This window comes from Acinetobacter sp. V115_6 (genome assembly GCF_031799025.1).
Classification (GTDB): Bacteria; Pseudomonadota; Gammaproteobacteria; order Pseudomonadales; family Moraxellaceae; genus Acinetobacter; species Acinetobacter pittii.
The window spans coordinates 73284-95943 of sequence record NZ_JAVQNO010000017.1; the positions used below are offsets into that span (position 1 = coordinate 73284).

20 protein-coding genes are annotated in these 22660 nt (G+C 39.9%); 9 read left to right on the forward strand and 11 right to left on the reverse strand.

Annotation, left to right across the window (positions count from 1 at the left end):
* Position 1: 1 nt before the first annotated feature.
* Positions 2 to 334: a DUF485 domain-containing protein gene (locus RMA94_RS05090; RefSeq protein WP_016142785.1), complete on the reverse strand. Its 333-nt coding sequence runs from the start codon at positions 332 to 334 to the stop codon at positions 2 to 4.
* Between the two features lie 182 nt (positions 335 to 516).
* Between RMA94_RS05090 and RMA94_RS05095 the strand changes: the two genes are divergently transcribed.
* Positions 517 to 4014 carry a PAS domain-containing hybrid sensor histidine kinase/response regulator gene (locus RMA94_RS05095; protein ID WP_311082095.1) on the forward strand — a complete coding sequence of 1166 codons (3498 nt, stop codon included), beginning with the start codon at positions 517 to 519 and terminating at the stop codon, positions 4012 to 4014.
* A gap of 389 nt (positions 4015 to 4403) precedes the next feature.
* Positions 4404 to 5171 carry a hypothetical protein gene (locus RMA94_RS05100; protein ID WP_068564529.1) on the forward strand — a complete coding sequence of 256 codons (768 nt, stop codon included), beginning with the start codon at positions 4404 to 4406 and terminating at the stop codon, positions 5169 to 5171.
* 43 nt (positions 5172 to 5214) lie between these two features.
* Here RMA94_RS05100 and RMA94_RS05105 read toward each other — a convergent pair whose 3' ends face one another.
* Positions 5215 to 5865 carry a response regulator transcription factor gene (locus RMA94_RS05105; RefSeq protein WP_002122041.1) on the reverse strand — a complete coding sequence of 217 codons (651 nt, stop codon included), beginning with the start codon at positions 5863 to 5865 and terminating at the stop codon, positions 5215 to 5217.
* 376 nt (positions 5866 to 6241) lie between these two features.
* Here RMA94_RS05105 and msuE point away from each other — a divergent pair, with 376 nt between their 5' ends.
* Both msuE and sfnG read left to right on the forward strand, forming a co-directional pair.
* Positions 6242 to 6979 carry an FMN reductase gene (gene msuE / locus RMA94_RS05110; protein ID WP_005066848.1) on the forward strand — a complete coding sequence of 246 codons (738 nt, stop codon included), beginning with the start codon at positions 6242 to 6244 and terminating at the stop codon, positions 6977 to 6979.
* 44 nt (positions 6980 to 7023) lie between these two features.
* A complete protein-coding gene (gene sfnG / locus RMA94_RS05115) occupies positions 7024 to 8136 on the forward strand; it encodes a dimethylsulfone monooxygenase SfnG (RefSeq protein ID WP_046811789.1) in 1113 nt (370 codons plus the stop codon).
* Positions 8137 to 8230: 94 nt separating this feature from the next.
* On the opposite strand, the gene RMA94_RS05120 is transcribed toward sfnG, so the two are convergent.
* Positions 8231 to 8644 (reverse strand): Lrp/AsnC family transcriptional regulator, encoded by a 414-nt coding sequence (locus RMA94_RS05120; protein ID WP_002121872.1) that lies wholly within the window; start codon positions 8642 to 8644, stop codon positions 8231 to 8233.
* A 105-nt stretch (positions 8645 to 8749) separates the two neighbouring features.
* Here RMA94_RS05120 and RMA94_RS05125 point away from each other — a divergent pair, with 105 nt between their 5' ends.
* A complete protein-coding gene (locus RMA94_RS05125) occupies positions 8750 to 9292 on the forward strand; it encodes a cysteine hydrolase family protein (RefSeq protein ID WP_311082100.1) in 543 nt (180 codons plus the stop codon).
* A gap of 41 nt (positions 9293 to 9333) precedes the next feature.
* Here RMA94_RS05125 and acs read toward each other — a convergent pair whose 3' ends face one another.
* A complete protein-coding gene (gene acs, locus RMA94_RS05130; RefSeq protein WP_017399832.1) occupies positions 9334 to 11283 on the reverse strand; it encodes an acetate--CoA ligase in 1950 nt (649 codons plus the stop codon).
* A 294-nt stretch (positions 11284 to 11577) separates the two neighbouring features.
* On the opposite strand from acs, the gene RMA94_RS05135 reads away from it, so the two are divergent.
* Together RMA94_RS05135 and RMA94_RS05140 are read left to right on the forward strand one after the other, a co-directional pair.
* Positions 11578 to 12153 carry a DUF805 domain-containing protein gene (locus RMA94_RS05135; protein WP_311082103.1) on the forward strand — a complete coding sequence of 192 codons (576 nt, stop codon included), beginning with the start codon at positions 11578 to 11580 and terminating at the stop codon, positions 12151 to 12153.
* A 112-nt stretch (positions 12154 to 12265) separates the two neighbouring features.
* Positions 12266 to 13246, forward strand: a complete 981-nt coding sequence (locus RMA94_RS05140) for a mechanosensitive ion channel family protein (protein ID WP_311082105.1) — start codon at positions 12266 to 12268, stop codon at positions 13244 to 13246.
* Here the strand turns inward: RMA94_RS05140 and RMA94_RS05145 are convergent.
* The 5 genes from RMA94_RS05145 to prfB all read right to left on the reverse strand — a co-directional run bounded on the left by RMA94_RS05145 (position 13226) and on the right by prfB (position 18086).
* Positions 13226 to 13933, reverse strand: coding sequence for a 16S rRNA (uracil(1498)-N(3))-methyltransferase (locus RMA94_RS05145; RefSeq protein WP_311082107.1), 708 nt, complete (start codon positions 13931 to 13933; stop codon positions 13226 to 13228). The two genes, RMA94_RS05140 and RMA94_RS05145, sit on opposite strands and share 21 nt — an antisense overlap.
* Entirely contained in the window at positions 13930 to 15222 is a 1293-nt protein-coding gene (locus RMA94_RS05150) for a 3-deoxy-D-manno-octulosonic acid transferase (protein WP_311082108.1), read from the reverse strand. Before RMA94_RS05150 ends, RMA94_RS05145 begins: the two co-directional genes overlap by 4 nt.
* Before the next feature lie 157 nt (positions 15223 to 15379).
* Positions 15380 to 16438, reverse strand: a complete 1059-nt coding sequence (locus RMA94_RS05155) for an alkene reductase (protein WP_311082109.1) — start codon at positions 16436 to 16438, stop codon at positions 15380 to 15382.
* A gap of 28 nt (positions 16439 to 16466) precedes the next feature.
* Positions 16467 to 16769, reverse strand: a complete 303-nt coding sequence (locus RMA94_RS05160) for a helix-turn-helix transcriptional regulator (protein ID WP_002121891.1) — start codon at positions 16767 to 16769, stop codon at positions 16467 to 16469.
* A gap of 221 nt (positions 16770 to 16990) precedes the next feature.
* Positions 16991 to 18086, reverse strand: a protein-coding gene (gene prfB, locus RMA94_RS05165; protein ID WP_311082111.1) for a peptide chain release factor 2 whose coding sequence is annotated in 2 segments (ribosomal slippage) — positions 16991 to 18013 and positions 18015 to 18086 — 1095 coding nt in all. Because the reading frame shifts where the segments join, the coding sequence is not laid out codon by codon here.
* A 208-nt stretch (positions 18087 to 18294) separates the two neighbouring features.
* On the opposite strand from prfB, the gene RMA94_RS05170 reads away from it, so the two are divergent.
* Together RMA94_RS05170 and RMA94_RS05175 are read left to right on the forward strand one after the other, a co-directional pair.
* Entirely contained in the window at positions 18295 to 19152 is an 858-nt protein-coding gene (locus tag RMA94_RS05170; protein WP_068614271.1) for a putative porin, read from the forward strand.
* 336 nt (positions 19153 to 19488) lie between these two features.
* Positions 19489 to 20256, forward strand: coding sequence for a putative porin (locus RMA94_RS05175; protein WP_005078653.1), 768 nt, complete (start codon positions 19489 to 19491; stop codon positions 20254 to 20256).
* Between the two features lie 46 nt (positions 20257 to 20302).
* Here the strand turns inward: RMA94_RS05175 and recJ are convergent, their stop codons facing one another.
* Together recJ and pdxH are read right to left on the reverse strand one after the other, a co-directional pair.
* Positions 20303 to 22003, reverse strand: coding sequence for a single-stranded-DNA-specific exonuclease RecJ (gene recJ / locus RMA94_RS05180; RefSeq protein WP_311082112.1), 1701 nt, complete (start codon positions 22001 to 22003; stop codon positions 20303 to 20305).
* Positions 22004 to 22660 carry a pyridoxamine 5'-phosphate oxidase gene (gene pdxH, locus RMA94_RS05185; protein WP_130173093.1) on the reverse strand — a complete coding sequence of 219 codons (657 nt, stop codon included), beginning with the start codon at positions 22658 to 22660 and terminating at the stop codon, positions 22004 to 22006.

Here is a 22660-nt window from a genome sequence, read left to right on the forward strand (position 1 = left end):
ATTAGTGTAATCCTTTCTCATGCGTGATGGCTTCAACTTCCTTCAACGCTTCTTCACTCAACTGGTCAAGGGTATTATTTGCGATATAGGAATACACGCCACACAGTAGGAAAGATAAAACGATAATTCCTAAGCCTAGTGGAATACCCCATGTCGTTACACCACCACTAAATGAACTCATCAAAAATTCTTTGTTGTAGCCAACAAGTAGCATAAAGCCCACATAAAGCACTAACATAATGATTGTGAGCGTCCAGCTTAATGCACTTTTTTTCTTGACCATTTTCTGAAACTTTGGATTGTGTAGAATCTTTTCTACTTGGCTTTGATCCATAACCAAACTCCTTGCCCTGTGCCCAACCTTGGCCACTTTTTTAATAGTAGTTTCTCATTATTCAAATTAGCAAAATTACGTGTAATTCGTAACTTAGACTTTGGTCGTTAAAATTTAATCAATTTATAGCTTTGTTTCTGCTTGGGGTATGATAGGCACAAGGTTTTAATCATGTAGGTCATATGAACAGCTGGCTGATTATTGGGGTACTCACACTTTATATAGCACTCTTATTCATTTGTGCTTTTTTTGGCGAGAAGCATGCTAGTCGCCTGAGTACACGTGGTCGGATGTTCCTGTTTAGTTTGACCTTAGGTGTTTACTGTTCATCTTGGACATTTTATGGTGCAACCGGAGCTGCCGTCCGAGAAGGCGTCATTTTTTTACCTATTTATTTAGGTCCACTGTTATTTGTCTGGTTTGGTTACGATATCTGGCGACGTTTAGGCCGAGTACGTCAGCACCACGCGATTTCCTCAATTGCCGACTTTGTTGCTGCGCGTTATGGCAAAAGCGGGGTATTGGCATCGCTGGTTACGATCTTGGCAGTTATTGCGATTATTCCCTACCTCGCCCTACAGTTACGTGCAATTGCCTTAAGTACATCAGTCATATTGGAGCAAAATGCTCATATTCATACGACCACCAATAGCGTTTTGCTTTTAACCAGTGTCCTTGCGATCTTGGCCATGATTTTTGGCACAAGGCAGATTGCGAATACCGAACAGCATGGCGGCCTCATGTTAGCTGTCGCTTTTGAATCTTTTGTAAAATTATTCGCGCTGATTTGTGTCGCTTTATTTTTTATTTTTGAGGCACCCGCGAACTTAGTTCAAGTTACAGCCGACGTAAACCAAACTTTTCAGGAAGTTCAATTATTTGGGGTCCCTGAAACTTTCTGGATTCAGACATTATTGGCAGGTCTCGCAATTATCTGTTTACCCCGTCAATTTCATGTGGCTGTTGTCGAATTACGCGATGAAAAGCACATTCGCGGTGCACGTAAATGGTTTGCGGCTTATCTCATTTTAACGATTTTAGCTATTATCCCGATTGCAAGCTGGGCTTTGCATGCAGCGCCAAAATTCCTAACTGTGCCTGATGTGGCAGTACTCTCATTACCATTGAGTTATAACCAAGAGTGGTTAGCCCTACTAGCCTTTTTAGGTGGGTTCTCTGCCTCAACAGGCATGTTACTGGTTTCATCTGTTGCCCTGTCTATCATGCTCAGTAACGACTTGATTATGCCCGCACTCTGGCGTTTTAAGCTGCTATCACGTCACGATAAACATTTACCTAAAGTTCTTAAATTCAGCCGTCGTATTAGTATTGTCGCGGTGATGTTACTTGGCTTTTTATTCTTCCATTTCTTTAATGATATTAACCAGCTTTCAGTATTTGGTTTATTAGCGTTTAGTGCAGTTGCTCAATTCGCTCCTGCACTGATTGGGGGATTGTATTGGCGAGGCGGAAGTCGCCAAGGCGTTTATGCAGGTCTCATCGTTGGATTTTTAATGTGGAGCTACACATTACTATTTCCAACCATCTTACGTAGCTTGCCGGAAGCCTATCAGGAAACTGCCCAAAGTATTTTGCTTTTTGGCCCTTTGGGAATTAATGCATTACGGCCAGAGTCACTTTTTGGCTTTGAGTCATTTGCACCTTTAACGCACGGCGTTATTTGGTCGCTTGGTTTAAATATTCTTTTATATATTTGGATTTCTAAACTTTACCGCCCAAGTGTGGCAGAACAAATTCAGGCAGAAAGCTTTTTCTACTATGAAACTAAGCCTTTGCCATCACCCCATACTTCTACCGATTTAACTTATTTACCACATGATGCCGCACGTTTAAAAGTAGGCGATTTATTTGCGCTTGCTAAAAGAATTACAGGTGAGCAACCCACAACTCAAGCATTCGAAAACTTTTGCGAGCAAAATCATCTCACACTCAACCAAAATACTATCGCCAATGGCATGTGGTGGCGGTTCACCGAGCAATATCTTGCAGGTATTATCGGGGCCGCTTCTGCACGTACGTTGCTGACTACGGCAATGATTAACAATGGCCTCGCCTTAGGGCAAGTCGCCAATATTTTAGACCAAGCCTCACAGTGGCAACGTTTTAATCAAAACTTGCTAATGACCATGATTGACCACATGACCCAAGGTGTGAGTGTGGTCGATAAAAATATGTGTTTAGTGGCTTGGAATAACCAATATTTAAAACTGTTTGGCTACCCTAAAGATTTAGTCTATGTGGGTTGTCCAATTGCTGATCTGATTCGTTATAACGCTGAACGTGGCGAATGCGGTCCCGGTTCAGTCGAAGAGCACGTCCGCAAACGTTTGCACTGGATGAAAGTCGGAAGTGCGCATGAATTTGAACGAATCCGTAAAGACGGACGCGTTATTCAAATGCGCGGTAATCCTATTTCAGGTGGTGGCTTTGTAACTACCTTTGCCGACATTACGGCTTTCCGTGCGAATGAGGCAATACTTGAGGCCCGCGTAAAAGACCGCACCCAACAACTTGCCGATGCCTTAACCGAACAACAGCTTGCACGTGAACAAGCCGATATGGCCAATATGTCAAAAAGCCGATTTATTGCCGCGGCCAGTCATGACTTATTACAGCCTATGCACGCTGCTCGTCTGTTTAGTACAGTTCTTGAGCAAAGCATTGCGACCGAAGAAGACCGTCAAACTTTGCAACAACTTGACCGTGCTCTATATGGTGCAGAAAGTATGCTCTCTGCCCTGCTCGATATTGCACGTTTGGAAGGCGGTACCATACAGCCAAAAAGACAGCCTTATCCTCTACACGACTTATTAAGCGACCTCGAACTACAGTTTAAGTCGATTGCTGCTCAGCGAAATATTTCATTAAAAGTTCACGATGTATCATTCTGGATTGACACAGATCCACAGTGGATACGACGCATTATTCAAAACTTTGTAAGTAATGCTTTGCGATATACAGCCAAAGGCCGAGTGATTGTGGGGGTATTACGTTCAGCACAAAAACCTGGACACATTCGAATTGGAGTCTGGGATACAGGTCCCGGAATTGCCGAAGAACAACGTATTAAACTATTTCAAGAATTCGAACGCTGTGGCCATTTATCACCTTGGGGTGAGCAAGGTCTCGGTTTAGGTCTCGCGATTGTGCAACGCATGACAGGTTTGTTGAATTATCCAGTCCATGTCTATTCGCAACTCGATAAAGGCTCCTGCTTTATGATTGAGGTTCCGGTGGTAGAAGCTCCAAAAGTGATAACCCCAACCGTACAGGCAATACCTTTAAAAACCAAAGCCTATCGGATTTTATGTTTAGACAATGATGAAACCATTCTTGAGGGCATGAGTAGCTTATTAGGTCGATGGGGCTATGAAGTTTTTAAAGCCACTGAACCAGAACAAGCACTTGAAATTATTCAAAATGAAAATATTCAGGTCTGGCTTATCGATCAGCATTTAAATAACAACCAACTCGGTGTCGATTTTATTTTGCAAAATCGTCAACATGATGTTCCTGTTGCTTTAATTACTGCTGACTCTCATCCTGAGTTACCTCAACAATTGAAAGAACTGAATATTGTTTTACTCAAAAAACCGCTTAAGCCAGCCTCTCTAAGAGCATGGTTATCGGGACTTAAAATTGCCAGTGAGGTAGATTAAATATTTTCTCTCCCAAACCTTTTAATAAGTTTGGGAAAGATTTTTGGCAAAAATTATTGGTCTAATTTAAGCCAATAGGCAGAACTGCTCAAAAAGTCTACTTTTGTTGATTAAATAATTGGCCAAACTTTCCAATAGCCCTTTTTCTATGGCAAAGCTCACCTTTTTTGTAAGTGAACACTTGTATACTTAGTTACAATTTCATAAATTTATGTTTTTTAAAATTATAATTAGATAAAAACAACCGTATACGACTTTAGTCGTATTCTACTTGCATTCTTCCTGGCACATAAATATTCAAAACCTATTTCTTAAATGTACAGTCATTTTTATAACCCATTTCCATATTAAGCACCCCTGCTCACGAATTAATGCAAAGGACAATTGCCATGAATATTTCTGATAACAGCCCGCAAGGCCAACTTTCGTCTCAACAGTTTTATCGTCAATACAGTGCCAATGCTTTACTTCCTGAATTAGATTGGCAAAGTATTTTTCCCCACAGCAAGCTCAATGAAGCACATATCAAAGCGTTAAATACAATTTATCAGTGTGCTGTCCCCCTCGCACTTAATGTATTTCATGATCTAAATTTTGATGTATTTGCACCTGCAGCTTATCATCCTCAAGGTTTAGGTTTATTTGATAAATTAGCCCAACAAGAAGAAAATTTCTTAAAAGTTCTTAGTGCTGAAAGTGAAAATCTTGACCATGACACACGCCATCAAATCTGGAGTATGCTACTTCGTGGTGGTGCTGTACTCGTTTTCAAAGCTTGGCTTGGTCATGTCAAACTCGGCGAGAATCAGTTAGATATGACGCAGTTTGATGAATTGTCTGATTTACTCTTTATTAAAACGCACCCAGATCAACTTGCTGAACGTCTACATGTTGATGAAAAAGCAAAACTCGACCACATCTTCTTAATGTATGGCAACGATATTTTCCTTGATCGATTCAACAGCCTAGAAACAGCTGCTCTATTTGTTGATTTAGGTGTTTATGATGCGGCGTTCTTAAGCTTGCGTGATGACCGCGTGGCTGAATATTTAAAAATGAAACGCTATGTGACTCAGGAACAAATTGATGATTTGCAATGCGCGCTTAATCCATTGTACTGCGACAGCTTAACACCAAAGCAAGATTGCCTTGCTTAAGTAGCGCCCATAAAAAAGACCTCAATCGAGGTCTTTTTTTCTTTTAAATTTTCTTATCTTCAATATTGAGTGCGCTAATGGCCAATACGGCTTGTGTACGGTTTTGTACACCTAATTTTCTAAAGATAGCCGTTACGTGAGCTTTAATCGTTGCTTCTGAAACATCGAGCTCGTATGCGATCTGTTTGTTTAACAAGCCTTCCGCAACCATCATCAAAACACGGAATTGCTGAGGTGTTAACGATTGAATACGTTCGGCTAAAGCAGTTTCATCTGCTGCTCTTGGGTCAAGGTTAAGATTAGATGGCAAGTTAGGTGGTAACCAGATATCGCCTTCTAAGACTTGACGAATCGCTTCACCAATATGGCTTGGATGAGCCGACTTAGGAATATAACCCATTGCACCATGTGCAATTGCACGCTGAATAATTGAAGTTTCTTCATGTGCAGAAACCACAATAATCGGAATAGATGGATACTGTGCTCTTACATAAACCAGAGCCGAAAAGCCTGAAGCACCCGGTAAATTTAAATCGAGTAATACTAGATCAGGTTCTGCCCCATTTTCCAAACGCTCATAAAACTCATCAACCGAGGCTGTTTCATGAATTTGTGCCTGTGGCAGGCTATAACGTACTGCTTGAATTAAAGCATGACGAAACAAAGGATGATCATCAACGATTAAAATATTCATAAGCGATTAAAGTAATCTTGAGCATAAGTATGGCCTATTGTAACCATACTATTTAGATGAAAGATACGTTCATCTTATCCATTTTTATGCAAAATGTTGATAAATGCAGAACTTAGCCCATATTTTCAGATGTTTTTTAACTTTTAATCAAAATTAATCTGTTTTTTATATAAGCTTCTTTTTTATTATAAGAAATATATCACCTATAATTATATAAAATAAAAACAGCAACTTAATAAAAAAGCAAAGTATAAAAATCCACTATTTATCTTTTATATTTAAAACTGATAAGGTTGACCAATTTCGTTATTTTACAGTTCACCGTCATTGTTGATTAATAAGTCCAATCTCTTGTTTTAGGCTTAGGAACCAAATTATGACTGGTATCACATCACCAAAACCTTTAAATATCGTTGCTGTTTCTGGTGGATTAAATACCCCATCTAAAACGGAAAGTCTGGTTCAAGCCATTCTTGATGAATTATCAGAAGCAATCGATATTAAAGTTCACTTTATTAAATTAAGCGAAATCGGGCCTCTATTAGGCGGCGCATTTTATCGCAACCAACTTCCACAGCGCGTGCAAGATGACCTTGCAGCAGTTGAAGCAGCAGATGCTTTAATTGTAGGTACACCCGTTTACCGTGCTTCTTTTACAGGTCTTTTCAAACATTTCTTCGATTTTGTTGAACAGACTGCTTTAGTCGATGTGCCTGTACTTTTAGCAGCATCGGGCGGTAGTGATCGTCATGCACTCGTACTTGAACATCAACTTCGCCCATTGTTCAGTTTCTTCCAAGCACAAACTTTACCAATTGGCGTATATGCGACAGATCGTGACTTTACTCCGGAATATACGGTGAAAAGCGAGCAATTATCAGATCGTATTACGTTAGCAGTGGCACGCGCATTACCAATTTTAGAATGGGCGCCAGCGAAAGGTAAACGTGCTGAAGTGGTTAAATCTAAATCACAGCAAGCAAATCAAGAGCTTGGTATTAACAAGCAAATTGAACAAGAAGAAGTATTACCTTCAGCGGCTGTACCAGACCTTGATGCGGCAGAATCTCGTTTGCATCACAAGTCTGGCAAATCATTAACGCATGTTGCTTAAGCGCAATATCGCTAAATAAAAAGAACGAATGGGGAGAGCGAACCATGACGCAATTACAACAACCAATTAAATTTGCTTATTGGGTACCAAACGTAAGCGGTGGCCTTGTAGTGAGTAACATCGAACAGCGTACAGACTGGAGTTATGACTACAATGTTCGACTTGCACAGGCTGCCGAAAACAATGGTTTTGAATATGCGCTCACCCAAATTCGTTTTACAGCTGGGTACGGGGCAGAAAACCAACATGAATCGGTAAGTTTCAGTCATGCATTACTAGCAAAAACTGAGAAACTTAAAGTCATTGCGGCTATTCTGCCCGGCCCTTGGAAACCGGCACTTGCCGCTAAACAACTTGCAACGATTGATTATTTAACTCAAGGCCGTATTGCGATTAACGTAGTGAGTGGCTGGTTCAGAGGTGAGTTTGATGCCATTGGTGAAGAGTGGCCAGAGCATGATGAACGTTATGTTCGCTCCGAAGAATTTATTCGTACACTAAAAGGAATCTGGACCACCGATAACTATAGTTTCGATGGTAAATATTACCAATTTCAGAATTACACACTTAAACCAAAACCTCTGCAAAAGCCTTATATCGAAGTTTTTCAAGGCGGTAGCTCACGTGCTGCACGTGACATGGCTTCTCGCGTGTCTGACTGGTATTTCACCAACGGCAATACTGTGGAAGAAATTCAAAAACAAGTCGAAGATATTCGTACTAAAGCAAAAGCCAATAACCATCATGTCAAAATTGGGGTAAATGCTTTCATTATTGCCCGAGATACCGAAGAAGAAGCAAAAGCGGTACTTCAAGAAATTATTGATAAAGCCAACACTGAAGCGGTAAATGCGTTTGGAGATGCTACACGTGAAGCAGGTGCTGCTTCACCAGAGCAACAAGGTAACTGGGCAAAATCAACTTTTGAAGACTTAGTGCAATACAACGATGGCTTTAAAACCAATTTAATTGGTACGCCGCAGCAAATTGCAGAGCGTATTGTGGCACTCAAAAATGTAGGTGTTGATTTGATTCTTTCCGGATTTTTACACTTTATTGAAGAGGTGGAATATTTCGGAGAAAAAGTTCTGCCGCTCGTTCGTCAGTTAGAACTTCAACAGGAAAAGGAGGTAGAAATCCAAGCTAAATCAGCCTAAAAAACCCCAGTTAAAACAGCGCAAGATAATAAAAACAATAAATTAAAAATAAAGAATTTATTGGCTCCAAGACTCGGCTTGGAGCCTTTATTTTTTAAGATTTCTCGACTTCTCGAATCACAGTTTCAACTGAGTAACGGCACCATTGTGAAAGTTTCTCGATAAATTCATTTAATGCTGCTGGTTCAAAATGGCTTACGATCATATAGCAAGCATTACCCATGACTTTAAAGCATTCATCGATTTGTTCATATTGCTTAACCAAATTTTCAATTTCTTCAAATGCGCGTTGTTCATTTAAATGCAAGTGAATAAATTGCTTATGCGAATATTGCACGGCAATGGTGTAGTTTTTGATAACACCTGCATCCATTAACTGAGCAATTCGAGCACCCACCGCCTGTCCTGTTCGATGGACGCGCTGCCCAATGTCTTTATTTGTCAGACGAGAATCTTGTTTGAGTAATGCAATAATTTTTAGATCAATCGGGTCTAATTCAATATTCATTTTTCATGGTGAAAGAAAACTGGCGGTAATGCTTTCATCTGACTATAGCCGATTTTTCAAGCAGAGAATAATCTTGTTTTATCTCATATCAACAAGAGTGACCTCATGAAACAAGCACTGTTAGTTATCGATGTTCAAAATGATTATTTTAAAAATGGCAAAATGGAATTAGTCGGACCAGAGCAAGCGCTAGAAAAAATAAAGCAGCTTGAACAATATTTTAACGCGAAAAACTTACCCATTATTTATGTACAACATATTAATCCACCACAAGCGAGTTTCTTCCAAGAAAATACAGATGGGGTTTTACTTCATCCTGAACTCAGTGCTGGCAGTAATTCATTAATCGTGACAAAGCATTATCCAAACAGTTTTTTAGAAACCAATTTAGACGAGCTTTTAAAAGCACATCAAATTGAGCAACTTATTATTACAGGCATGATGACTCATATGTGTATTGATTCAGGTACACGTGCAGCCAAAGAACTTGGCTATCAACCCATCTTAATTGCAGATGCAACCGCAACTCGCGATTTAAGCCATGCTGGAAAAACTGTAAAAGCTGAAGACGTACAAACTGCTTTTTTAACTGCGCTTAGTACGTTTGCAAATGTACAAAATACTGCTGACTTTTTAGCAAGCTCTTAATAGAAAGCAATAAGAAAGCCCCAGATGGGGCTTTCTTAAAATTAGTTCTGCTTATCAGGATAAACCGTTGTAATTAACTGATCTACCACTGCTGGCTCAGCCAAGGTTGAGGTATCACCTAAACTATCTAGCTCATTCGCTGCAATTTTTCTTAAAATACGGCGCATGATTTTACCGGAACGCGTTTTAGGTAACGCTGGTGCCCAGTGTAATGCATCTGGTGAGGCGACAGGCCCAAGCACTTTACGTACCCAATTAATTAATTCTTTACGCAGTTCTTCCGACTCTGGAACGCCCGCTTGCAAGGTCACAAAAGTACAAATACCCTGCCCTTTAATGTCATGCGGCATGCCTACCACTGCTGCTTCTGCTACTGATTCATGTGAAACAAGAGCACTTTCAATTTCAGCAGTACCTAAACGGTGGCCTGAAACGTTTAAGACATCATCAACACGCCCTGTGATCCAGTAATAACCATCTTCATCACGGCGAGCACCATCACCCGTAAAATAAGTATTTTTAAAGGTCGAGAAATACGCCTCAATAAAGCGATCTGGATCACCCCAAATAGTACGCATCTGGCCCGGCCATGAATCTTTAATCACAAGATTACCTTCAGCCGCACCCTCTAGCTCATTTCCTTCACCATCTACGATCGCTGGCTGAACACCAAATAATGGGCGCGTTGCCGAACCCGGTTTTAACGCTGTTGCCCCCGGTAATGGCGCAATCAAAATACCACCTGTTTCAGTTTGCCACCATGTATCGACTATTGGACAGCGGCCTTCACCCACGACATTGTAGTACCAGTTCCAAGCCTCAGGGTTAATTGGTTCACCAACCGAACCAAGTAAACGCAAACTGCTACGGTTACTTTCGCGTACATACGAATCGCCTTCTCGCATCATGGCGCGAATCGCAGTTGGTGCTGTATATAAGATAGAAACTTTATGTTTATCGACCACATGACCAAGACGAGCCCATGTTGGATATTGAGGCACACCTTCAAACATTAGGGTCGTGGTGCCATTTGCTAGCGGTCCATAAATCAAATAACTATGCCCTGTAATCCAGCCAATATCAGCTGTACACCAGTACACATCGTCTTGTTTTAAATCAAATACCTCTTTAAAGGTACTGGTTACATAAACTAAATAACCACCTGTAGTATGCAACACACCTTTCGGTTTACCTGTTGAGCCCGAGGTATAGAGAATAAATAATGGATCTTCTGCCTTCATTGGTTCTGGAGGACAGTCTGCATCCACTTCCATAATAATGAGGTGATACCACAAATCACGGCCCGGCTTCATTTCAATTGGGTTTGCATTACGGTAAACCACAATCACATTTTCAACACACTCGGTACCCGGCAATGCTAAAGCCAAATCAACATTTTCTTTAAGTGGTAATAGTTTTCCGGCACGTAGACTTGAGTCTGCGGTAATCACCAGTTTAGCTTGGCTGTCTTCAATACGACTAGCCAAAGAATCTGGCGAGAACCCACCAAACACTACACAGTGAACAGCACCAATACGTGCACAGGCTAACATGGCAATTGCAGCCTCAGTCACCATCGGCATATACAGCACAACGCGGTCACCCTTACCAATGCCATATTTCTTTAAAACGTTAGCAAAACGGCAGACTTCATCGTGTAATTCTTTATAAGAGACAATTTTATGACGAGAAGGATGGTCACCCTCCCAAATAATTGCAGGTTTATGCGGATGTTCTTTAAGATGCCTGTCTAGGCAGTTTGCTGATACATTCAACTCACCATCAGCAAACCATTCAATTTTGAAATTGTCTTTGTCAAAACTGGTATTTTTAACTTGGGTAAATGGCTTTATCCAATCGACAATTTTAGCTTGCTCTGCCCAGAATTCATCCGGGTTCTCGATAGAGTGTTGATAACGTTTAAAGTAGTCTGCTTCAACAGTACGAGCTGTCTTTTTAAATTCCTCTGGTACTGGATAGATCTCATTCATACGCAACTTCCTTGATCTTGTGCATCCCATCTCGAGACTGTGGCTATTATTTTACTGGATCTTATTTGTATGCCTTTTCAGTATGATGACTCTTTCAAAGCCTAGACAATGCGACTTTGGTCATATATTAACCACTTACTCAAGCATACGAAATTATGAACATTTTTATAAAATTAAGTTGATTTAAAACATTTGTCTATAGCTTTTACTTTTATAATTTTTTCAATATTTGATGGTTTTGATCATCAACAAAGATTATTTTGTCTCTCATATGCAACCTAGGAATAAAATAATATGTTTGCCCAAACGACTTCCTCACGTCCACCACAACTCCCTTTAAAAGATAGCCCTTTTTCAATTCATGGCCGTTTTAACCGCACGAGTTATTTAGGTGGGTATGGACTGATTTATTTAGTCACAATCGTGGGCTATTTTATTTTGACCTCACTTCTTGGAAGTTTTCAGCTTTCAAGTAATTTATTTAATTTTGAGTTTTATAGCTCTCTTTCTGGCCTCAGTGCTTTGGTGGTATGGGCTTTTTGGCTGTTCCTGATTTATTTAAATGTTGTTCTCGTCGTGCGACGTTTGCACGATCTAAATAAAAGTGGCTGGATGGGGTTGCTGTTATTCATTCCTATTGTTCAATTCTTTTTTATGATTTATTTACTGCTTGCCTCAGGTACAGCAGGTCCAAATCAATATGGTCCAGCTCGATCATCAACGTTCATCGAAAAGTTAATGGCTTGGTTTATCTTATTCGCTATTTTAATTAGCCTTATTTCTACCGCAGGCTTTTTTTACTATTTCTCTGGTACCGATACTATAGAAACGCCGACACAAATCTTACAAAAAGGAACGGAATACTTTTAATTAAAAAACACTTTATTATTTAGATGAACTCATTATAGTAGGCGCACATTTTATCTCCTACTATAATGAAAGCCGATCATCGCTTTCATCATTTTTTAAATAGAGACTTGTCGTGGCTGATGAACAAAACTCCTTAACGGATGTTGCAAAAAATACAGGCGAACTTTTGCAAGAAGCAGGTACTAAAACCACTCAAACGGTTTTAGCCCATACCGAAAAGTATCATGATGCCTATACCACTATTGATAAAATCGTGGATAGCTTCTGGGAACGTGTGCCTTATATTTGTATTGCGATTATCGTTTTTATTATTTTTTGGCTACTCACCAAATTATTTAAGTTCTTTGTTCGTAAAACCTTAGAAAATCGCTCTTATACGCGCCAAAACCTAGTGTTGGTTCTAAACCGTGTGGGAAGTACGACAATTTTATTTTTTGGATTCTTAATTGCACTTGTCATCATGATCCCGGGTTTTACCCCAGGACAACTTATGAGCGCGTTAGGGATCGGTTCGGTCGCAATTGGTTTCGCATTTAAAGATATTTTCCAAAATTTGCTTTCAGGTATTTTGATTTTATTGAGCGAACCGTTCCGTATTGGCGATTCAATCGTGGTCAATTCACTTGAAGGAACTGTTGAAGATATTCAAATTCGTGCAACATTCTTACGTTCACCAGATGGCCGTCGTATTGTTATTCCAAATGCAACTGTTTATACAAGTGCATTAACTGTAAATACTGCCTATCAACAACGACGTTGTGAGTTTGTAGTTGGCATTGGATATGACGACGATGAACAAAAAGCTAAACAGATTATTTTAGATATTCTTAATAATGACCGAAATGTACTGAGTCAGCCAGCCTTCTCGGTTAACGTTACAGCTTTAGCAGATTTCTCGGTTAACCTGACTGTACGTTGGTGGGTTGATACCACTGAAACTGATATGTCCTCATCTACAAGCACAATCCAAGCTCAAGTCAAACAAGCGTTCAATGCAAATGGCATTAATATCCCTTACCCTATTCAGGAATTAAAAATGGCTGCAAATCAGCCACCGTTAAACCCTGAACTATCAAGTAAAGAGACGACCTAAAATATAAGAAATAGACGTTTCAGTTCTTAAAATACGGTTGCCTAAGCTCACAGCTTGGCAGCCGTTTTTTGTGAGCAAATCAACTTCATACGGAATAAAGCCGCCTTCGGGTCCAACGACTACACTACAAGCATGTGGAATATTAACTGGCATGCTCTGCTCGGCATAAGGATGAGCCACATAAGCAGGGCTTTCCTCTGAGATTAAGCTTGGTAGGATATCCTCAACAAAAGGTTTAAAGCGTTTATATAATTGAATTTCGGGGACAATGGTGTCACCTGCTTGCTCGAGACCTAAAGTCACATAGTTATCAAGTTGTTGTAAAAATGGAGTTTGCCAATAGCTTTTATCTACGCGGTAACTATGAATCAAACTAATTCTTTCAACCCCTAAAGTCACACTGTCCATAATTAAACGGCGTAAAACTTTGGGCCTTGGCAAAGCTACGATTAAATGTACTGGAAGCTTTGCAGGTACTGCTTCATCACGAATAGGCCGTATACAAACTTCTTGCTCATTCATCGAAACGATTTCAGTGGTATAACGTGCACCATTACGAATACCAACTTTTAGATTTTGGCCAACCGTAATATCAAGGTGTTCACGCAAATGCTGTAATTGGCGCTTTGAACGGATTGACCACAACTCTGACTGAACATCTTCAGATTCTAGTAAAACGATATTCATGGTTTTTCGGCTAAATACCGGTTAATTACTCCAATATGTTTCTGTAATGAACCTTGGTTACGCTGCAAAACTTTATGCGCCTGCTCAACCACCTGCTTTGCTTCTTCCGGCTCGGCTAAGCATGCCATCCAGATTGCTACAACTTGCTCAGCGTCTTGAGCAATGAGCACCCCATTTTCATCAATGAATTCATCAACGATGGTTTGGAAATTAAAGTAACGAGGTCCAATTACGGTCGGTACATTTAAAACCATAGGCTCTAAAATATTATGCCCACCACCTGGCTCATTAAGTGATCCACCCACAAAACACACCTGACTTAAGGCATACCACAACCAAAGCTCACCCATACTATCCGCCAGATAAACCTGTGTACTGGCATGGATACTATGATTCATACTTCTACGATGAGTAATTAAATCTAGGTTATGGCAAATTTCAAATACTTCATCAAAACGTTCAGGATGTCGAGGCACGACAATACAAACTAAATCTGGATCTGACTTTAGATAAGGTGCAAGTGCCTGCAAAATTTGTTGTTCTTCTGGCGCATGTGTACTGGCAATTGTTAGGACTTTACGCTGCCCCAAATACCATTGTTGTTGTAATTGCTTAGCCTGATTTATAAAAGCTTCTGGTGCGTGAATATCAAATTTAATATTTCCAACCACCTGACTTTTTTGTTGATCTAAACCAAGTTCTACATAACGTTGTCGAGTCGCATTATCTTGTGCCAGCACCCAGTCAATTTGTTTCAGCATTCCTGCCGTTAGACCTGAAACGCGGCTATAACCTTTTGCTGATTTTTCTGATAATCGCGCATTTAATAATAAACAAGGAACCTGTTGTAGTTTGGCTTGATCAATTAAATTTGGCCAAAGTTCAGTTTCAACCAATGCTAAAAGTTTTGGCTGATACAACTCAAAGAATTGTTTTAAAAGATGCTTTTGATCAACAGGCAAATAAACTGCTTGAAATAGGTCTAAATAAGGTGCTTTTAAAAATAATGATTTGGCACGCGCCTGCCCCGTCTTTGTTGTATTCGTAACTAATACAGGTTGACCGAGTTTAAGATAATGCTCGATTAAAGGCTGCGCAGCATTGGTTTCTCCAACCGAAACAGCATGGAACCAAATTGCTCTTACATTTTTCGGAGACTCAAACGGCCCAAATCTTTCAAGACATTCCTGATTATATAATTCCTGGCTTTCTGCACGTCTTTTTATCCGCCATTGGTAAAAAGGTTTTAATAAATGGAGTGCGGTGTTATACCAAAAAGGGGTCGCCAAGCGGTTTGCCTCAAATAGTCAAAGTTTTAAACTGGGGAAAATATAACATAGATAGAAAAAATGGCAGAGTTTCGATACCTAAACTCTACCATTACAAGAAAAGCGATTTACTGACTTAAGAAATGAAATAGTTCAGTAAATCGAAATCTCAAAGATATTATGACGCTTCCAGCGTTGGATAGTCTGTATACCCTTCAGCACCTTTAGCGTATAAAGTCGTTGGTTGAAGTTCATTTAATGGCAAGTCTTGTTCTAAGCGCTGTAAAAGATCTGGGTTAGCAATATATGCTTTACCAAAAGATACGGCATCTGCCTGACCTTCACGCAAGATACGTTTTGCTGATTCTGGTGTTAGGTTCTCATTGGCAATCCATACACCATTAAATTTTTCGCGAAGTTTAGGACTAATACTATCAGCAGCTTCATATTCACGAGAGAAAATGAAAGCAACATTACGTTGGTTAAGTTGTTCAACTACATAACCAAAAGTTGCTAATGGGTTTTCATCTCCCATATCGTGTGAATCACCACGCGGTGCAATATGAACACCTACTCGGCCAGCGCCCCACACTTCAATAAATGCATCAATGACTTCTAATAATAAACGTGCACGGTTTTCAACAGGACCACCGTATTCGTCATCACGTTGGTTGGTATTACTTTGAAGGAACTGGTCAATTAAGTAACCGTTCGCTGCGTGTAATTCAACACCATCAAAACCTGCTGCTTTAGCCAGTTCTGCTGAATGTTTGTATTGAGCAATAACTTCTTGAATCTCTTCAATTGAAAGTGCACGCGGTGTTACATACGGACGTTTAGGACGCAATAAACTCACTTCACCCGCAGGTTGGATTGCACTTGGTGCAACAGGAATATCACCATCTAAAAGTTCAGGATGCGAAATACGACCTACATGCCAAAGTTGAGCTACAATTTTTGAACCTTGAGCATGAACTGCCTCAATAATTTTATTCCAAGCTTGTACCTGCTCTTGTGACCATAATCCTGGGGTGTCTGCGTAACCCACAGTTTTTGAACCAATTACTGTTGCTTCGGTCAAAATTAGACCAGCATTTGCACGTTGTTGATAGTATTCAACCATTAAATCATTAGGCACTCGGCTTTCACCACTACGCGCACGCGTTAATGGAGCCATTACCAATCGATTTTTGATTTCAAAATCACCAACCGTTAAAGGAGTATTGAGTTCAGCCATAATCGCCTCGACTTACACTTTTAATAATTTAAAGTGTTTGTTTTAAATGTTCGATATATTGCTGAATCAAAGCTTCGTTACGTGAAAAATAAGACCATTGACCATATTTTTGGACCTGAATAAGCCCCGCCTGTTGTAACACAGACAAATGATTAGACATCGTAGACTGAGCTACTTTACCCAAACGTTCAATATGACCTGCGCAAACACCCTTCTCAAAACTACCACCACACTCTTCCACCGGTAAATAATGCGCAGGTTCTTTCAACCATTGCAAAATCTGCCGACGGAGCGGATTGGAAAGGGCTTTGCTAATTGCATCAATATCCATAGGCTCAACACGTCTTTTAAACGAACAAAGCTTTGTTCAGCATTTCGAAAACATAATATCGCATTTTTTCGATATTCATATCTAATTTTTTCGATATTCATATCTATTTTTTTCGATTAACATTCGAAGACTGAACTGCTTTGCCGTTTTAATCGCTAAAAATCCAAGAGTTCTACATATTCATAGATGAACTGTATTTAAACTAAAAGTTCAGCAGACTCTTATAAACCTTGTTTTAAACTCGCTTCGATAAAACGATCAAGGTCACCATCAAGAACAGCACCTGTATTAGAGTTCTCAACACCCGTACGTAAATCTTTAATACGAGAATCATCTAATACATATGAACGAATTTGGCTTCCCCAACCAATATCAGACTTCGAGTCTTCTAGAGCTTGAGCTGCTTCATTACGTTTTTGCATTTCCAATTCATATAAACGTGCACGTAACTGTTTCCATGCGTGGTCACGGTTAGCATGTTGCGAACGCTGGTTCTGACACGCTACTACAATACCTGTTGGGATGTGAGTCAAACGTACAGCCGAGTCGGTTTTGTTAATATGCTGACCACCTGCACCAGACGCACGGTACGTATCGGTACGAACATCAGAAGGATTGATATCAATTTCAATATTGTCATCAACTTCTGGTGAAATAAATACCGCAGAGAATGAAGTGTGACGACGGTTGCCACTGTCAAATGGTGATTTACGAACTAAACGGTGTACACCTGACTCTGTGCGTAACCAACCGTAGGCATATTCACCTTCAACACGTATCGTTGCTGATTTAATACCAGCTACGTCACCGTCAGACACTTCCATAAGTTCTGCTTTAAAACCATGACGTTCAATCCAGCGCATATACATACGTAAAAGCATAGACGCCCAATCTTGCGCTTCGGTACCACCTGAACCTGATTGAATCTCGACATAGCAAGGATTCGGGTCCATCGGATTGCTAAACATACGACGGAATTCAAGTTTAGCCAGTTCATCTTCAGCCGCACCAAGTTCTGCCTGAACATCTTCAAGCAGGCTTTCATCGTCAGCTTCTACAGCCAAATCTAACATCGCTTTTGCATCTTCAAGCTGTGTAGATAAGCAATCCAATACATTAATAACGTTTTCTAGTTCGCCCTTTTCTTTCGCCATCGCCTGAGCGCGGCTTTGATCATTCCAGATCGCAGGATCTTCTAACTCACGTAAAACTTCTTCTAAACGTTCTTTTTTCAGATCGTAGTCAAAGATACCCCCGTAGTGTTTGGCTACGATCAGTTAAGTCTTTCAATTGGTTTAGATAAGGATTAATTTCCACGCGAGTGTTCCCATAAGAGCAGATAAACAGTCAATTATTTTAGCATAGCTTGCCATACTCAAACAAAAGCCCTCAAACATATTGATTTTCAATATCTCATTAATGAAAAATAAATATAATATTATTGATTTACCCATTAAAAATGCATTAAAATTAACAACTTAAATCTTAATAACTTTATAACATATATTACTCTAGAGCTTTATCCATGAAAAAATCAAAATTTTTGTTTGCACTTGTCACAACTGTATGTGCTTTCAACGCAAATGCCTATCAAACTGAAGTTGGTACAATGTACGAATTTACAGATATGGATGGTGGAGAAAATAATAGCTTCGGGATTAACGGTAAATATTATTTTAATCCTGTGGAAGCAAAAACTTTCCCTTTAGCTGAAGCTGCTTTTTTAAATAAATCTTCAAATATTGGAATAGGATATGCATATAGCAAACTAGAAGATGATGAAGACTTTGGAAAACTCGAATTTAGTTCTGTAGGCATTACAGGTGAATACTTTATTCCAAATACCCCACTCTATTTATCAGGCGCATTTAACCGCACAAAAACCGAAGTCTCTGCAAATGATTTTGGTTCGGTTGATGATAGTGGCAACGGCTATGCTGTAGAGGTCGGTTTCCTACCAACCGATGGCTTGTTATTGGCTGCTGGTGTAACGGATTTATCTGAAAGCTTTGATCCAATACAAGCCGCTAAATATGGCTTCACTACTACGGTTTCAAATGCCGTAGCCGTAACTGGTGAAGATGATGATACTGCCGTAACTTTACGCGCCAAGTATGTTACTCAAATTTCAGGTTTTTATACTAATTTTGAAGGACAAACCTATATTGGTGATGAAACCACTTATCGTTTAGGTGCAGATCTCTATCTTGATCCTACTTTAAGTATTGGAGCATCTTTTGCAGATTCAACAGCAGAAGATTCAGATACAATCTTTAGTGTTCGCGCACAGAAATTCTTTACACCTCAAGTAGCAGTAGGCTTAACTTATACAACTGTTGATGATGCTGACTCTTTTGGTATTAATGGAACATTCCGTTTCTAAGCCATAAGTATCTATTATTAAAAAATATGTATGCTCAAGGGAGTTTTCCTTGGGCATTTTTCATTTTATCTTAAGATTAATTAGTAACATCCTCATACAAAATTGGGTACTTTTACAGCATTTTTTATGATCTACACAAAATCTCCTCAATTTTAATAAAATAAAACATTATGTTTTTATATTTTAAAATCAATATCTTAAATTAAATTGCTTTACATAAATATCACACGGTTACAGTACGGTTACTTGCGCAAGATTGACGACAAAGCTTTTTCGTCTAGACTAAAAGTTGTAACAAAACATTTATAAAATCGCTTTTTAGAGGGGAGAGATTCCATGAAAAAACTAGCAATTGCATCAGCTCTTTTATCTGCACTCGCAGTGAGTGGCGCAGCAAACGCTTACCAAGCTGAAGTTGGTGGTTCTTACAATTATCTTGATCCAGACAACGGTAGCAGCGTAAGTAAATTCGGTGTTGACGGGACTTATTACTTTAATCCTGTTCAAACTCGTAACGCTCCACTTGCTGAAGCAGCTTTCTTAAGCCGTGCAAGTAACGTTAACGCCCTTATCAACTATGGCGATAACAGCGGTACAAAAGATACTCAATATGGCGTAGGCGTTGAATATTACGTTCCTAACTCAGATTTCTACCTTAGTGGTGATGTAGGTCGAAATGAGCGTGAAGTCGACAATACCAATATTGACAGCAAAGTAACTACTTATGCAGCTGAAGTAGGTTATTTACCAGCTCCAGGTTTATTACTTGCTCTCGGTGTTAAAGGCTACGACGAAAAAGACGGCAAAGACGGCGCTGATCCAACAGTTCGTGCTAAATACGTAACTCAAGTAGGTCAACATGACGTAAACCTTGAAGCGTTCGGTGCGTTCGGTGACCTAGACGAATATAAAGTTCGTGGTGACTACTACATTGACAAAACTTTAAGTGTTGGTGCTGATTACTACAACAACGACTTAACTGACAAAGATGAATTTGGTATCAATGCTAAAAAATTCTTAAATCAGCAAGTAAGTGTTGAAGGCCGTGTTGGATTTGGTGATAACGACAACACTTATGGTGTTCGTGCAGCATACCGCTTCTAATCAAGCCTAAAGTCATAAAAAATCCGCTCAATTGAGCGGATTTTTTTTATTGGTTTAAATGTAAGATGCGTAATTGTAAATTCACATTGCCATTAAATGTATTACGATCTATTTCATAGACTAAATGTACATAATCCCGCATTGGGTCAAATTCAAAACGGCCTGCTGCATTAAAAGCAATTGCATCAAAACTGTATTGGTCGAGTGCTAATTTAAGCTTCAAATGCGTTTCTTTAAGCCAGCGATAATCAACAACTTTAAAATGCCCCTCAAACTGAGGAAAAGGGAATTTTTGTCCCCAAGGCCCCAACTGTTCTATCCAATCTAATGTATTTAGTTGCAAAGCCGAAGCAGGGAGTTCTCCATCCGTCCATAGCGTTGCTTGAAACAAAGATTCTTCCATTGCTGCAATGCAATTGGTAAATGCTGTTTTAAAAGCTTCAAAGTTTTCTTTACGTATGGTTAAACCTGCTGCTGCTGCATGACCACCAAAATGGCTCACCAATTCTGGATGTTGTTCAGCGACCTGTTCAATCGTATCTCGAATATGCACGCCATCAATTGAACGTGCTGATCCTTTTATATGAATACCATCTTCATCAGGTGCAAACACAATAGTGGGACGATGAAACTGTTCTTTTAAACGCCCTGCCACAATCCCGATCACGCCTTGATGCCAGTTTTCTTCAAAAAGTACAATAGCCGGAGGAACGTCTTCTTTTGAGAGCTGCAAGCCATCTAAAGCAAATAAAGCTTGTTGCTTCATTTCCCCTTCGATTTGACGACGCTCTATATTTAATTGATTTAACTGTCTCGCGATTGGATAAGCAGATTCCATTGTGTCAGCTAATAAACATTCAATGCCTATACGCATGCTCTCCATGCGACCAGCAGCGTTAATACGCGGACCTAAAACAAAACCTAAATCTTGTGCACGCAAAGATGAAGCCTCACGGCCAGCAATATCTAGCAACGCCAATATTCCGACTCGGCATTGATGTTGTTGAATACGTTTTACACCTGCATCGACCAAAATACGGTTGTTATAATCTAGAACAGCAACATCCGCATAGGTTCCCAAAGCAACCAAGTCTAGATATTGAGTGACTTTACTTGTACTTTTGTTTTGCTTGTTACGTAAACTTGCTAAATTGGCCAGCACATAAAATGCAACTCCAACACCTGCAAGCGCCTTACTTGGGAACTCACAACCTAACTGATTTGGGTTTACAACTGCTTCTGCAAGCGGTGTTTCTTTAGTGGTTAAATGGTGATCTGTAATAACCACTTGCATGCCCAGTGCATGTGCCGCATCAACACCAGCATGGCTGGAAATCCCATTATCGACAGTAATTAATAAATCGGGTTGATAAGTTTGATGTGCAAGCTCTGCAATTGCAGGGGTAAGTCCATAACCGTATTTAAATCGGTCTGGAACTAAATAGTCGACTTGTGCCCCCATATCGCGAAGCACCAATAGCATTAAAGCTGTACTGGTTGCTCCATCGGCATCGTAGTCGCCAACAATAACAATTTTTTTCTGTTCATCAATAGCTTGATCTATTAATGCCACAGCAGTTTCTAATCCCTTGAGCTGCGGAGCTAATAAGTTCTTAAGCTTTAACTCTAATTCCTGTTCAGACTGTACCCCACGCCTTGCCAAAATTTCGGCAATAAACGGAGGCACGCCCTGAAACTGTTCAGGGCGTGTCAATAAAGGTCTTTGTTTGATTTGTATTTTTGTCATTTAAGGCATCAGTCGGTGCAACGTCCATTGACCGTCAATTTTTTCATAACTCAAGCGGTCATGTAAACGATTTGGTCGCCCTTGCCAGAATTCATAATAATCTGGTTGCAGACGATAGCCTCCCCAGAACTCTGGCTTATCAAGCACTTCACGACTGGTAACTTGCTGTTGTAAGTCTTGAAAACGTTGCTGTAACAGCTCTCGGCTTTCAATCTTACCACTTTGCGGCGTACTGATATGCGCTGCAATCTGGCTATCACGCGGTCGTTTACGATAGTAATCTGTAGACTCTTGTTCAGCAATTTTGACTACATGACCACCAACTCGCACCTGACGCTCTAGACTTGGCCAATAAAATAATAATTCGGCATATGGATTTTCTGCCAAATCGATACCTTTTTGACTGTCATAGTTAGTATAAAAATCATACCCAGCTTCTGTAGCCCCACGTAACAAAACTGTTCGAACATGAGGTCTGCCATTCGCACTTGCTGTCGCTAATGACATTGCATAGGGTTCATGTAAATTGGCTGCTAGAGCATGGTTAAACCAACCAAGAAACTGAAGATGAGGGTTAGATTCAACCTGTCCCTCATGCAATTCTCCTTGCTCGTAGCTTAAGCGTAATTCACTTAAATCTTTAATGACATCACTCAT